Consider the following 13,090-nt stretch of genomic DNA (forward strand, 5'->3'; position numbering starts at 1 on the left):
GAGTCCTCTTCGGTGAGTTCCTTGGCGGGTACTCACAGAGCCTCACGCGGTGGCCCCTCGACGTCGGTGACCGACACGATCACCGAGGCCAGGGGCCCGATCTACACCACTCCAGGGGACTCACCCCAGCGCGACTGGATGATGGTGGCCGCCCACCGCTGGCGACGATCAGACACAAAGCAACGGTGGTGGGGCGGCTTTGCAGCGCTACTCGTCGCGTCGCTCATCGGGGCACCCTTCCGCCCTCTGTCCGAGGATGCTGCCGCAGGGGTCAGCCTCGTGGTCTTGGCTGTGTTCGGCGGACTCCTGCTCTTGGCGCTGTCGCGTCACCCGGTGAAACCGCGGCCAGTGACTTTCCCACCGCCGTCTCCTGAACAGGTGCTTGCCGCGGTCGACAGCACAGAGGCTCGTGTAGCCGCTGCGGCGAGCCGGGCCTGGATCGAGACCCTCCGAGAGCCGTCATGGCATTCGCCCTACCTCACGGCCAGCCGCGCCACCTTCGACGGCCAGTCCCAGCTCGACCAGATCGTGGACATCGCCCTACGCATCCATAGCGCCCGTGTATCTCTCGGCGCGCGGCCTGGCGGACCTGCCGCGCACCTGTGGGACCGCCAGCAAGCCACCTTGGAAGGAGCCGCCCATCAGCTCGGCCGACGAGCCGACGCCCTGATCCGCTATCGCGATCAGGCGGCACGACTGTCGTCCGAACTGAGAAGCCTCGAAGATCTCGAGCGCCTGACCGCAACATCCACTCAGATCGACGGCCTTGCACTGGAAGTCGCGCACGGCCATGACCCAGTTGACGGTGGACTCGCGCGCATGAATGACGAGGTGGCGGCCATACGTGACTCGGTCAATGACCTGCTGACGGAGATGATGCGTACCAGCGAGTTGCTGGCGCACCCAGCCGCCGTCTCGATCGATCCGAACCTCGGCCGGCCTTCTTCATGAGTCTTGGCAGTTAGCGCCCGCATTTGGCCACGAGCCATCGTTGCGAAGGTGAGTGCAGGCCGCGTGGCCGCTCTACCTAGCTGAACAGGCCGCGGATGTCCTCGGCGGTCAGCGGGCCGGTCAGCGCGCCGTCGTCGTCCTCCATCACGCGGGCGAACAGGTCGCGCTTGCGCTCCTGCAGCGCCAGCACCTTCTCCTCGATCGTGTCGGCAGCGACCAGGCGGTAGACCATCACGGTCTTGTCCTGGCCGATCCGGTGCGCCCGGTCGACCGCCTGCGCCTCCGCCGCCGGGTTCCACCACGGGTCGAGCACGAACACGTAGTCGGCCTCGGTCAGGTTCAGACCCGACCCGCCGGCCTTGAGGCTGATCAGGAACACCGGCACCTCTCCGGACCGGAATGAGGTGACGACCGCATCGCGGTCCGCCGTCGCCCCGTCCAGATACGCGTACGGCAGGCCGAGAGCGTCCAGCCGCGACCGCACCGACCGCAGGAAGCCGGTGAACGAGCTGAACACCAGCGCCCGGTGCCCCTCGGCGACCACTTCGGTCAAGTGCTCTAGGAACGCATCTGTCTTGCTCGACCCGATCCCCGCGTACGCCTCGTCCACCAGTGAAGGGTCCAGCGCCAGCTGTCGCAGCAGCGTCAGCGACCGGAAGATCGTGAACCGGTTGCGCTGCAGGTCGTCGACCAGGCCGAGCACCTTGCGCCGCTCGGCCTGCAGGTGGGTGTCGTAGACCCGGCGGTGCTTCGGCGCGAGCACGACCTCCAGCACCTGCTCCTGCTTGGGCGGCAGCTCGGTGGCCACCTGCTCCTTGGTGCGCCTGCGCATCACCGGCCGGATCCGCCGGCGCAGCGCGGCCAGCACCTCGGCGTCGCGGTTGCGCTCGATCGGCACCCGGTAGTGCTCGGAGAACAGCTTCGGGTTCGGGAACAGCCCCGGCGCGACGATCGACAGCATCGCCCACAGGTCCATCAAGTCGTTCTCCACCGGCGTCCCGGTGATCGCCAGCTTGAACCGGGCCGGCACCCGCCGCGCCGCCGCGTACGTCTTCGCCCGGTGGTTCTTCACGAACTGCGCCTCGTCCAGCACCAGCCCGCTCCACGGCAGCTCCCGGTACTCGGCCTCCCCCAGCCGCAGCAGCGCGTACGAGGTGACGACGACGTCCGCGCCGGCCACCACCGAGGCCAGCGGCGTCCCCCGCTTCCGGCCGGTCGCCGGCACCACCCGCAACCCGGGCGCGAACCGCTCCGCCTCCCGCACCCAGTTCGACACCACGCTCGTCGGCGCCACCACCAGCACCGGCGCGGCCAGCTCCCCCGCCTCGGCAGCACGGCAGAACAACGCCAGCGTCTGCAGCGTCTTGCCCAGCCCCATATCGTCGGCGAGCACCCCGCCCAGGCCGAGGTCCCACAGCACCGACAGCCACTGGTAGCCCTCGAGCTGGTACGGCCGCAGCTGCGCGGCCAGCGAGGCGGGAGGCGCCGCGGGCATCGCTGCCGAGGCATCCAGCAACCGGGCGACGTCGCGCGACCACCGCTCGCTCTGCTCGTCGACCACGCCGACCTCGACGAGCTCCTCCCACAGCCCCGCCTGGTACCGGCTGATCCGCAGGTCCGGCTCGTCGGAGGCGTCGGTCTCCTGCAGCGCCCGCGCCTCGTCGAGCAGCCGGCGCAGCCGGTCGAACTCCGGCCGGCGGACGTCGAACCACATCCCGCTGGGCAGCAGCAGGAACTCCTCCCCCAGCGCCAGCGCCGCGAACACCTGGACGAACGGGATCTCCTCCCCGTCCACCCGCACGGTGACGCCGAGGTCGAACCAGTCGCCGTCGGCGGTGTCGGTGGCCGACACCGTGATCACCGGGTCGGCCTCCGACCGGCGGTAGTCCGGCGCCGAGCCGACCTGCTCGACGTGCACGCCGGCCGCGGCCAGCCGGGGCAGCCACTCCGCGGTGAGGACGGCGGCGTCGATCCCCTGCAGCTCCGCGGTCCCCATCGGCCGCTGCGGGTGCCCCCGGTACAGCCGCGCCAGCCGCTCGGGTGGCAGCGGCAGGCCGCGGATGAGCCGGTCCTCGGCGACGGCGTCCCGACCGGTGTCGGGGACGACGCCCGTGCCGCGGGCCAGCGGCAGCCGACGGACGTCGTCCCCCGTCCGGTACAGCACCGACCAGGCGAGTTCGACCCGGTGGCCGGGGAAGTGCTCGACCCGCAGGCACAGCTCCGGCGGCCGCACCTCGGGCAGCTCCACCGAGGTCGAGCGCACCGGCAGCGCGCGGCGCAGCGCCGGGTAGAAGTCGCCGAGAAACCGCTCCCGGTCGGCCGCGGGCACCCGCACGACCCGCGCCGTCAGCAGCTTCTGCACCCCGCGCGGCACCTGCTGCAGCTCGGTCAGCACGAGCCCGCCCGACATCACCGCCGCCCCGTGCACCGGGCTGCCGATCAGCGTCAGGTCCCCCGCAGGCACGCGGACGTCGTCGGCCATGCGCACGACCGGCTCCAGGCGGAGGCCACCCATGCCGTCGTCGTGCACGTCGACCACGAGCTCGCCGGGCTCGGGCATCAGCCGCACCGGCCCGCCGCCCTTGGTCACCAGGGCGACGCCGTCGTCGACCGCCCGCCGTAGCGCCGGCCACAACCCGGGCCCGAACTCCTCCAGCACCACCGGAGGCTCCGCCGTGTTGCCGTACCAGTGATTCTGCCCGCGCACGCGCGAGGCCTCGTGCAGGCCGATCAGCGCGGCCACGTGCGCCGGGTCGCGGTTGGTGTGCCGCTCGTGCGGGAGGTTCCGCCACGACACCCCGGTGCGCACCCACTTCGCCCGAGCGCCCGGGACCACCGGCTGCAGCCGGATCGACGTCGGCCGGCCCGGCCGCTCCTCGACCGCGAACTGCACGCCCATCGGTACGAGCGCCCGGCCGCCCGCCCGGCCCGGCTCCTGCACCAGGTCGGCGAGCAGGCGCTCCCACGTCGGCAGCGGCGCGGGGACGGCGGCCGGTGCCCCCTCGGTGGGGACGTCGCGGGCGGCGACCAGCGTCGCGGCCACGTGCTTGCAGTCCACCGCGACCGGGCAGCTGCACGCGCCCCGCCACCGGTCGGCGGCCCGGTCCCAGCGGGCGAACGCGTGGTAGAGCAGCCCGCCGCTGCCGGCGACGTCCGCACCGATCTCCAGCCCGTTCGGCCGCACCTCGAGGTCGAGCACCCGGCCGTCGTGGGCGTAGCCGGCGCCGCGGCGGAACGCGTCCTCGCCGACCGACCGGCGGACCACCGGATCGGCCAGCAGGTCGCGCAGCTCCTCGGGCACGGACCGAGGCTAGGTCGGGACGGCGACGGTCACCGCCCGCCGTCCACAGGCGTGCCGATCTCGGTGCGGACGGCGTACAGCTCCGGGAAGAACGTCAGGTCCAGCGCCCGCTGCAGGAAGCCCAGGCCCGACGACCCGCCGGTGCCCGTCTTCGCGCCGATGGTGCGGCGGACCGTCAGCAGGTGCCGCGTCCGCCACATCTGGGAGTTGTCCTCCAGGTCCACCAGGGACTCGCACGCCTCGTACACCCGCCACGGCGTCTCCTCGGACTCGTAGATCCGCCGGAAGACCGGGACCAGGGCCGGTTCGAAGCGCCACGGCTCCCGCACATCACGCGAGAGCACGTGCCCGGGGATCTCGAACCCGAGCCGGGCCAGCAGCGCCAGGAACTCGTCGTAGAGCGTCGGAGACTCCAGCAGCTCGGCCAGCACCGCCTGCGCCTCGGGCTCGCTGTCGAACACCTTCAGCATTGCCGCGTTCTTGTTGCCGAGGACGAACTCCACCGCCCGGTACTGCGCCGACTGGAAGCCCGACGCGCTGCCCAGCGACCCACGGAACTGCGCGTACTCCCGCGGCGTCAACGTGGCCAGCACCGACCACTGCTCGGTCAGCGTCCGCTGGATGTTCTTGACCCGGGCCAGCGACTTCAGCGCCGCCCCGACCGCGTCGGTCGCCAGGTACGCCCGGGCCGCCCGCAGCTCGTGCAGCACCAGCTTCAGCCACAGCTCGCTGGTCTGGTGCTGGACGATGAACAGCAGCTCGTCGTGGTGCTCCGGGTCGCTGACCGGGTGCTGCGCGCCCAGCAGCCGCTCCAGGTCCAGGTAGCGGCCGTAGCTCATCGCGCCGGTCAGGTCGGTGCGCACCGACTCCTCGATCGGCCGCACGGAACGGTCGGGGTGGTCTCCGGACGACGTCATCCCCCGATCGTCTCAGCCGACGGTGACCGACCCGCTCCCGTTCGGCACGAGCTCCACCCACGTCGACCCGGGCGCCAGCACCACCGGATCGCCGCCGGGCAGCGTCAGCACGACGGGATCACCCACCGACTCCTTCGACCACTCCGCCTCGACCGTGTGCCCGCCGGTGGCGACCAGCGCCTCCCCGTCGCCGACCAGCACCGTCTCCGGCACCGCCGTGCCGGCGCTGTCGGTAAAGGCGGTGTCGACGAGGTCCACGCGCAGCACCACCACGTTGGTGGCCCGCATCCGTGCGCCGTCGGCCTCCAGCGCGGGCACGGTGCCCTCGGACCGCAGCCACGCGCCGTCGCCGCCGCTCCACTCCCACCGCGGCTCCGCGATCGCCGACAGCGCCAGGCCCAGGGCGCCCGTCGGTTCGCCGTCCGCCACCGCGGTGGCGTCCGCCCCGAACCAGAACTGGGTCGGCGGCGGGCCCTGGTGCTCGGCGTCCGCCTGGCCCAGCAGCGCGGCCGGGTCGACGTAGGTGTTGTGCGGCGCCACCCGGTCGCCGGTCCGGAAGAAGCCCGGGCCGGAGTCGGGCTGCACGACCTGCAGGCCGGCCGCGCGCGCGGCGTCGATGAAGGGCGCCTGCCCGCCGGAGAACGCGAGCAGGCCGCGCAGCGGAGCGGCGATGGGCGCGTCCATCGGCCGAACCGACCGCACCGGCCCCAGCGTCGGCGGCAGCGTCGAGTGGTAGACGGCGACGAAGCGGCTGATCCCACCCTCCACCACCTGCTCCCACACCACGTCGGCGGCGTTCAGCCCGGTCTGCGGGCGCGCGGCGTCGGAGTTCTCGACCTTCACCGCGAGCGCCGGCCGGGCCGTGTCCGCCCCGCCGGCGTCCACGCCGGTCAGCGGCCACGCGCCGGGCACCTGCTCCGGTGCCGATCCGTCGTCCGTGGCGCAGGTGACCGCGGCGGCCAGCAGGAAGCCGGCGACCGCGGCCGACACCGCCCGCCGGAAGCCGCCGCCAGAAGGACGGCGCGCTGGGGCGGTACGGGACGGCACTCGAGCACGCTAGGTCGGCAGCCGCCCGGAACCGGACCCGCCGCACCGGGCGCCGGGTGTCGATCCCGCCACGGAGTCAGCCGACGACGACCGAGCCCGTCCGGTTCGGCACGAGCTCGACCCACGTCGACCCGGGCGCCAGCACCACCGGCGCGCCGTCGGCCAGCGTGAGGACGACGGGATCGGCCACCGACGCCTTCGACCAGGTCGCCGCCACGGTGTGCCCACCGGTGGCGACCAGCGCCTCTCCCCCGCCGACCATCACCGTCTCGGGCACGGGGTTGCCCGCGGGGTCGCCGAAGTTCGTGTTGACGACGTCCACCCGCAGCACCACGACGTTGATCGCCCGCATCGGGGCGCCGTCGGCCTCTACGGCCGGCGTCGTGCCCTCCGAGCGCAGCCACGCGTTGTCGACCGCGCTCCACGTCCACTGCGGATCGGCGACCCGCGACAGCGCCAGGTCCAGGAGCGTCGCCGGCGTCCCGACCGCGGGCGCGGTCGGCGCCGCGCCCATCACGAACTGCGCCGGTGGCGGCGCCCGGTGCGCGTCGTCGGCCTGCGCCAGCAGCGCGGGCGGGTCGACGTAGGTGTTGTGCGGCGCGTAGCGGCTGGTGTCCCGGTAGAAGCCCGCGGACCCCATGTCGGCCGAGAGCACCTGCAGGCCGGCCGCGCGCGTGGCGTCGACGAAGGGCGCCTGCCCGCCGGAGAAGGCGAAGAGGCCGTGCAGCGGCGCGGCGATCCCCGGGTCCATCGGCCGCACCGAGCGCACGGGCCCGATCACCGGCGGCACCGTCGAGTGGTAGACGGCGACGAAGCGGCTGATCCCGCCCTCGACCATCTCCTCCCACACCATGTCCGCGGCGTTCAGCCCGGTCTGCGGTCGCGCGTCGATCGAGTTCTCGACCTTGACCGCGAGCGCCGGGCGGGCGATGTCCGCCCCGGCGCTGTCGACCCCGGTGAGCGGCCAGAGCACCGGCGGTGGCGGGGGTGGCGGCGGCTCGGGTGCGGGCGCCGCGACCGGATCGCGGGTGTCCCAGCCGGCGGTGTTCGCTCCGCAGGCCGCCGTCACGCTGAGCAGGACGCCGGCGACCGCGGCCGCGGCGATCCGGCGGACCCGCCGTCCGGAGGGACGACGACCTGGGGCGGAACGGACCTGCACGGCTCTCCTGCCCCGAACGACGTCCGGCCGCCCGAGCGGGGCCGATCTGCGCACGGTAGGGGTTCGGCTCCTCGATCCCCGGACGCCACGGGCGAGGTCGACGGCGCTGCCGGGCATCTGACGCCACAGCCGTTGCAGGCGCCCGTCCAGCCACTCGCTCCGAGCGCTGCGCCCCCCGAGCGAGGACCATCGCGTCATGGACCTGGCCGACTTCTTGCTGGCCCGCATCGAGGAGGACGAGGGCTTCGCCCGGGACGCGGTCGACGACGGTCACGACTGGCGGGTCGAGGAGAGCACGATCCGCCTGTGGCCCGAGGACCGCGAGCCCGCCGACGGCCACCTGGCCTTCCCCCGCGCGGTCCACGCCCGCCACGCGACGATGTGGTCCCCGGTCCGGGTCCTGCAGGAGTGCGCCGCCAAGCGGTTCATCGTGGAGGACTACCTGGCAGCACTGAACGCCCACCGCACCGGCTGGGACGTCCGCCGCCCCCGCGACTACCCGTTGCGCGCCCTCGCCGTCGCGTACGCCGACCACCCGGACTACCAGCCGGAGTGGCGCCTCTGAAGCCGGTCCGAGCAGAGGCCAGGTGCACCCGACGGTGCGCACGTTCGTCCGCAGCCCCGCCGCCGTCGTAGCGCGCGGCTGTCGTGCTCTGCCCACACAGCCGGGCAGAGCACGAGCGCGGGGAGACCACCTGCCCGTCGGTGCTCCGTCAGTGAGTGCCCCTCGCACGCACTGACGGAGCGTCCCGGGAAGGAGGGCCGGTCGCGGCGCGTGCCGCGGTCACAACTGCAGGTGCAGCCGCAGCGCGTCGTCGAGCGCGAGGACCAGCTCCTCCGACAGCTCGCCGAGGACCGGGCCGACCCGCTCCACCGCCACCGAGCGGACCTGCTCGGCCTGGGCCTTGGAGTCGACGGGCAGCCCGCTGGCTGCGGCCGGCAACAGCGTCTGGAAGGGGAACACCCGCTGCACGTTGCTGGTCACCGGCACGACCGTGACCACACCTCGCCCGAGCCGTGCGGCGATGGCGTTGGCGCGGTCGTTGCTGACCAGGACGGCGGGCCGACGCTTGCTCGCCTGGCTGCCCCGGACGGGTTCGAGATCGACCAGCCTTATCTCACCGCGCCGCATCGCCCAGCCCGTCACCGGCAGTCGCATCCCACTCCGCGTGGTCGCCGGCCGCGGCCCATTCGTCCCACGCGGCGACGTAGTCCGCCTCCAGCTCCGACTGCCGAAGAAAACTGAGCGCTCGCCGGATGACGGCCGATCGCGACGACAGACCAGTGCGGCGGCCGTAGTCGTCGATGAGTGCGACGTCCTCCTCGGTCAGGCTCACACTGAGTTCCACACTTCGAAGCTACTGACGCCTCAGCCAACTGCACGACCGTGTCGCTGCCCGCCTCCCTGTCCACAGGCGAACGGGACGTCGACCCGGACGGTCATTGACGCTCCCTACCTTGCGCCGGCATGACGAAGAAGCCCTCGCCCCCACTCGGGATCGAGAACGTGGACCGTGCGCAGTTCCGGTCGACCCTTCTCGACGGTTTTCGCGACGGTGTCGACGCCGCCTCCCCCGGACCGCTCCTCCGAATGGCGTCGATGCTGCTGAGCGTCACCAGCCATCCCGATGGCTCCCCGGAGCACACACCCGAGTTCATCCGCCGCCTGCTCGCCTGGAACTGCGTCGAGAGCTCGGCCGGCGCTCTTGCGATGGCCACGCTCGCTGGTCACGCCGATCTACGCAGGCGGGTCCGCCGCGACCTCGCCGACCGTGGACACTTCGTGCCGCGGTGGCTGGCCGACCTGCACCGATCCACTTCAGTCGCTCGAGCGGTCGAGGTGTCCGGCCCCTTCCGCGACCTCGACGACCTGGTCCTGGGCGTCACGACGCCGACCGGCCATCCGCTCACCGCCGTCGTCCGCGTCGACAACGAGATCCGTAGCCGAGACGTCGGCGGCGCACTGTTCGAGCACCCGCTCGACACGGTCGTCGACGGGATGACCCGACCGGGGGACCCGGACGTCCACGTCCGCGACATCTCGCCGGCCGACGTCCGCGCCCGCCTGGAAGCGGCTCTCAGCGGACCGGACGTCGACGCACTCATCGGGAAGAGCACCGACTGGTCGTCCCAGCGCCCCATCCTGCGGTGGATGCTCGCGCTGCTGACGGCCGGAGGCGATGCCACGGTGCCCGGATCGATGGACGACGTCGACCTGGACGCCGTCGCCGCCGAGTTCCTCGCCAGTCCGTGGGGGCGCCCCTGGACGCGCCGGGGCCTGCCTCTGCTGCTCGAGGAGATCCTGGCCGACGGGCTGGGCAACGGCATCGGTGATCCGTTGCTCTGGGCTCCGCACCACGTCCGCCGACTGCTCGGTGTGGAGCCGGCGGAGGCGCTCCTCGACCACCTCGACGCCGGGCGCACGCCCGAGCTGCTCCGCGACCTGATCCGCTACGGCCACGCCGAGCGCGGACTACGACCGGAGCTCATCGATCGCAGCCTCGCCGCCGTCGACCGTCACGCGGACTCGTTCCTCGACGCCGTCCGCGCCTGGCAGAGCGATGCCGGGTGACGGAGCGTCCACCTGTGGACAACGTCCGCGCCGATCGGCGGGATGAGCCAGAGTCCCGGCGCATGTCGACCAGACCCCACCCCGATGTCCGCACCACGAACGATGCCGAGCTGACCGAGCGGTGGCGCGCCCTGCTCCAGCTCGACGGCCCGCCCGTCCGCCGCTCACTGTTCCTGGCCTGGATCCGCCGCGACGGCACCATGGTCCCGCTGCTCATCCCGGTCGAGGACGTCCCGCTCGAGGCCGACCGCGAGATGCTCGGCAACGTCCACCACGTCCACAAGACCGTGGCCGAGTCCGAGGACGTCGATCCGCACGAGCTGCACCTGGCGATGCTGCTCGAACGCCGCGGGCCGGCGGGACTCTCCCCCGACGACCACGACTGGAGTTCGGCGATCGAGGCCGTGCTGCGGGACCGCGACGGCCTGGACTGCAGCCTGCACGTGGGCGACGGACGCACCGCCGTCTGCGTCCTCCCGCGCATGCAGTGGCCCGCGTCGTGAGCCCGTGGCCGGTGCTGGGCTCGGTCCTCCTGGCCGGGGCCACCGCGACGGCCCTCACCGTCGGCGTCACCGACAACGGCCCGGCCGGACCGATCACGCCGCGTGCTGCCCTCGAGGCCTACTTCTGGGCGGCCACCCGCGGCGACGGTGACGCGAGCTGGGACCTGCTCTGCGCGGACGAGCAACGATCCCAGGGCCCCCGCGACCAGTACCTCCGGACCATGGCGGACCTGCGGAGTGCATCGGACGAGGATCGCTTCCAGATGCGCATCAGCGGTCTGACGGTCGCCGACCCCTCCGCCGGCGGCGAGACCGTGGCGCGCTTGCTCTACTCCTCGGCAGACGGGTCGGCCTTCTACGAGTGGGTGCTCGTGACCTGGGAGCGCGACGGGTTCCGGGTGTGCACCGTCCTCTGACCGGCTCAGGCCGCGTCGACCTCGACGCGGCCGTGCTTCAGCACCGTCTGCCCGCCCGACTCGGCCTCGAAGGCGAACGCCCGGCGGCCCTCGGCGGTCGGACCCGCGTCGTACACCGACACCGTGATCTCGTCACCGGGGAACGCGTAGCGGGCGAAGCGCACCGCGATCCGCCGGATCCGGTCGGGCTCCCCGCCGGCGGCCAGCGCCACCAGCGCCCGGCTGGCGATCCCGAGCGTGCACAGCCCCTGCAGGAACTTGCCGCGGTCGCCGGTCATCGGCCGCGCCGCCCGGTCGTCGACGTGGATCACCGCCCGGTCCCCCGACGCCCCGGCGTAGCGGAACGTCTGGTCGGCCGTCGTCCCCAGCACCATCGAGCCGACCCGCCGCGACCGCGCCTCCTCCGGGAACGTGTGGTCGGCCATCGGACGCCCCTGGTCCCCGCCGGTCACCTCGCCGAGGTAGATCACCGACCAGAAGTGCTCGTAGACCAGCTCGCCGGCCTCGTCCACGCTCGCGACGCGGTTGAACAGGTTGAGCCCTCCGCGGTTGACGACGGCCGAGCTGACCTCACCGGTCGTCCGCAGCACCGTCCCGGGCCGCAGCGGACGGTGGATGTACAGGTCGGTCTCCCCGTGCCCCGCACCGAACCCACCGGCCAGCGCCTCGTGGTCCGGCCGCAGCACCGACGCCAGGAACGGCTGCAGCCCCGGCACCACCGCATACGTGGGCGGCACCGCCCGGCCGTCGGCGTACTGCGGGTTGTCGTCGTTGATCGCCAGCCCGAACGCCGCGATCTCCCCCGGGTCGCTCGAGCTCTCCACGGGCTCCGACGCCTGGCCGAACGGGATCTTCGTGGTGTCCATGGCCGCACTTCCTAGCGCACGCGGACACCCGTCCCGGACGAGAACCGAGGCTCAGTCCTCCAGCGAGCGGATCCACAGCGCCGCGGCGCCGTAGGCCAGCGAGCTGACGACCGCCCGCGTCGTCGTGCGGCTGCCGGCCTTCCCCGCGCCCGCCAGCGCGGTCAGCGTGTCGATGAGGTTCACCGCCGCCACCGCGGTCAGCCCCCGGTCGACCTCGTCGTCGGTCTTCGCGGTCAGCGCCAGCGCGGAGAGGGCCAGCGCCCGGCTGCCGAACAGCCGCTGCAGCTGCAGCCCGCCGGGCGTCACCGGCACCCCGTAGCCGTTGGCCACCACCCGCGGCGCCACCACGCTCACCAGCCCGAACGCCGCTCCTGCGGCACCCAGCGCCTTCGCCATCGACTGCTTCGACGTGCCCGTGGCGGTCTTCGCCATGGCCGACTCCCTCGGACCGGGATGGGGCGGCGCGCTCTCACCGCCCACCGCCACTCAACCAGCGCCCCCGCCGTCCCGCAGCGCGGACGGACCCCCTCCGCACTAGCGTCGGTCGCCGTGGCGGTCGAGCTGCAGCACCGCCCCACCCGCTGGGGCACGATGCGCAGCCGCACGGCCGGCACCCCGCGGACCGGTGTCCCCGAGGTCGTCGTCGTCCCCGGGCTCGCCGTCTCGAACTACCTGCAGCCGGCCGTCGAGGCGCTCGGCGCCTGGACCCGCGCGCACCTCGTCGAGCTGCCCGGCTTCTCCGGCAGCGGCGAGCCGCCGCACCCGATGGACGTCGCCCAGTTCGCCGACGCCGTCATCGAGTGGCTCGCCACGTCCGGCCTGCACCGCGTCGTCCTCGTCGGCCACTCCAGCGGCACCCAGGTCGTCGCCCACGTGGCGGCGCGCGAGCCCGAGCGGGTGGCGGCGCTCGTGCTCGCCTCCCCCACCGTCGACCCGGCCTTCCGCAGCCTGCGCAAGGTGCTGCTCGCCTGGCGGCGCAACCACGCGCTCGAGCCGCCCGACCTCGACGAGCAGCACGCCCCGGAGCGCCGGCGGGCCAGCCTGCGGCGGGTCCGGCACGCCCTCGCCGTCCACCTCGACGACCGCCTGGAGGAGACCGTCGAGCGGGTCGCGCAGCCCACGCTCGTCCTCTACGGCGACACCGACCGACTCTGCACCGAGGCCTGGGCCCGGGAGCTCGCCCACCGGGCTCCCGACGGCCGGTTCGTGGTCCTCCCCGGCGCGCACAGCTTCGTCTGGACCGCCCCCGACGCGTGGTCCGCGCCCGTCGAGGCCCTGGCCCGCGAGGTCGGGCACGGATCCCCGCCGGCACCCCCGGCGTAGGAGCCACAGAACGGAGCAGCCGCCCGGACCGAGGT

14 protein-coding genes are annotated in these 13,090 nt (G+C 73.4%); 6 read left to right on the forward strand and 8 right to left on the reverse strand.

The features are described 5' to 3' along the window. Window positions 1-66 precede the first annotated feature (66 nt). A complete protein-coding gene (locus DQ240_RS23130; protein WP_147261987.1) occupies window positions 67-951 on the forward strand; it encodes a hypothetical protein in 885 nt (294 codons plus the stop codon). A 76-nt stretch (window positions 952-1,027) separates the two neighbouring features. On the opposite strand, the gene DQ240_RS12605 is transcribed toward DQ240_RS23130, so the two are convergent. From DQ240_RS12605 to DQ240_RS12620, 4 genes are all read right to left on the reverse strand, one after another. Further along, window positions 1,028-4,252 carry a DEAD/DEAH box helicase gene (locus DQ240_RS12605; RefSeq protein ID WP_113839969.1) on the reverse strand — a complete coding sequence of 1,075 codons (3,225 nt, stop codon included), beginning with the start codon at window positions 4,250-4,252 and terminating at the stop codon, window positions 1,028-1,030. Window positions 4,253-4,281: 29 nt separating this feature from the next. Then, on the reverse strand, window positions 4,282-5,169 hold the full coding sequence (locus DQ240_RS12610) for a tryptophan 2,3-dioxygenase (protein WP_113839970.1): 888 nt from the start codon (window positions 5,167-5,169) through the stop codon (window positions 4,282-4,284). A 12-nt stretch (window positions 5,170-5,181) separates the two neighbouring features. After that, the gene (locus tag DQ240_RS12615; protein WP_113839971.1) at window positions 5,182-6,216 is read right to left on the reverse strand and encodes a DUF3048 domain-containing protein; all 1,035 of its coding nucleotides are present in this window, start codon (window positions 6,214-6,216) and stop codon (window positions 5,182-5,184) included. Between the two features lie 76 nt (window positions 6,217-6,292). Beyond that, window positions 6,293-7,375, reverse strand: coding sequence for a DUF3048 domain-containing protein (locus DQ240_RS12620; RefSeq protein ID WP_233498680.1), 1,083 nt, complete (start codon window positions 7,373-7,375; stop codon window positions 6,293-6,295). Window positions 7,376-7,571: 196 nt separating this feature from the next. On the opposite strand from DQ240_RS12620, the gene DQ240_RS12625 reads away from it, so the two are divergent. Further along, window positions 7,572-7,940, forward strand: coding sequence for a DUF6221 family protein (locus DQ240_RS12625; protein WP_113839972.1), 369 nt, complete (start codon window positions 7,572-7,574; stop codon window positions 7,938-7,940). Between the two features lie 219 nt (window positions 7,941-8,159). Here DQ240_RS12625 and DQ240_RS12630 read toward each other — a convergent pair whose 3' ends face one another. Continuing rightward, window positions 8,160-8,534, reverse strand: coding sequence for a type II toxin-antitoxin system PemK/MazF family toxin (locus DQ240_RS12630; protein ID WP_304550094.1), 375 nt, complete (start codon window positions 8,532-8,534; stop codon window positions 8,160-8,162). Beyond that, window positions 8,494-8,712 (reverse strand): ribbon-helix-helix protein, CopG family, encoded by a 219-nt coding sequence (locus DQ240_RS12635; protein ID WP_233498681.1) that lies wholly within the window; start codon window positions 8,710-8,712, stop codon window positions 8,494-8,496. Before DQ240_RS12635 ends, DQ240_RS12630 begins: the two co-directional genes overlap by 41 nt. Before the next feature lie 131 nt (window positions 8,713-8,843). Here DQ240_RS12635 and DQ240_RS12640 point away from each other — a divergent pair, with 131 nt between their 5' ends. The 3 genes from DQ240_RS12640 (at window position 8,844) to DQ240_RS12650 (ending at window position 10,866) form a co-directional block, all read left to right on the forward strand. After that, window positions 8,844-9,947, forward strand: a complete 1,104-nt coding sequence (locus tag DQ240_RS12640) for a hypothetical protein (protein ID WP_147261988.1) — start codon at window positions 8,844-8,846, stop codon at window positions 9,945-9,947. 62 nt (window positions 9,948-10,009) lie between these two features. Next, window positions 10,010-10,450: a hypothetical protein gene (locus tag DQ240_RS12645; protein ID WP_113839976.1), complete on the forward strand. Its 441-nt coding sequence runs from the start codon at window positions 10,010-10,012 to the stop codon at window positions 10,448-10,450. Next, the gene (locus tag DQ240_RS12650; RefSeq protein WP_147261989.1) at window positions 10,447-10,866 is read left to right on the forward strand and encodes a hypothetical protein; all 420 of its coding nucleotides are present in this window, start codon (window positions 10,447-10,449) and stop codon (window positions 10,864-10,866) included. Before DQ240_RS12645 ends, DQ240_RS12650 begins: the two co-directional genes overlap by 4 nt. A gap of 5 nt (window positions 10,867-10,871) precedes the next feature. On the opposite strand, the gene DQ240_RS12655 is transcribed toward DQ240_RS12650, so the two are convergent. Beyond that, a complete protein-coding gene (locus DQ240_RS12655; protein ID WP_113839978.1) occupies window positions 10,872-11,732 on the reverse strand; it encodes a MaoC/PaaZ C-terminal domain-containing protein in 861 nt (286 codons plus the stop codon). 51 nt (window positions 11,733-11,783) lie between these two features. Next, a complete protein-coding gene (locus DQ240_RS12660; RefSeq protein ID WP_113839979.1) occupies window positions 11,784-12,164 on the reverse strand; it encodes a hypothetical protein in 381 nt (126 codons plus the stop codon). A gap of 117 nt (window positions 12,165-12,281) precedes the next feature. Between DQ240_RS12660 and DQ240_RS12665 the strand changes: the two genes are divergently transcribed. After that, window positions 12,282-13,055, forward strand: coding sequence for an alpha/beta fold hydrolase (locus tag DQ240_RS12665; protein WP_233498682.1), 774 nt, complete (start codon window positions 12,282-12,284; stop codon window positions 13,053-13,055). Window positions 13,056-13,090 lie beyond the last annotated feature (35 nt).

It is taken from the genome of Blastococcus sp. TF02A-26 (assembly GCF_003319125.1).
Lineage (GTDB): Bacteria > Actinomycetota > Actinomycetes > Mycobacteriales > Geodermatophilaceae > Trujillonella.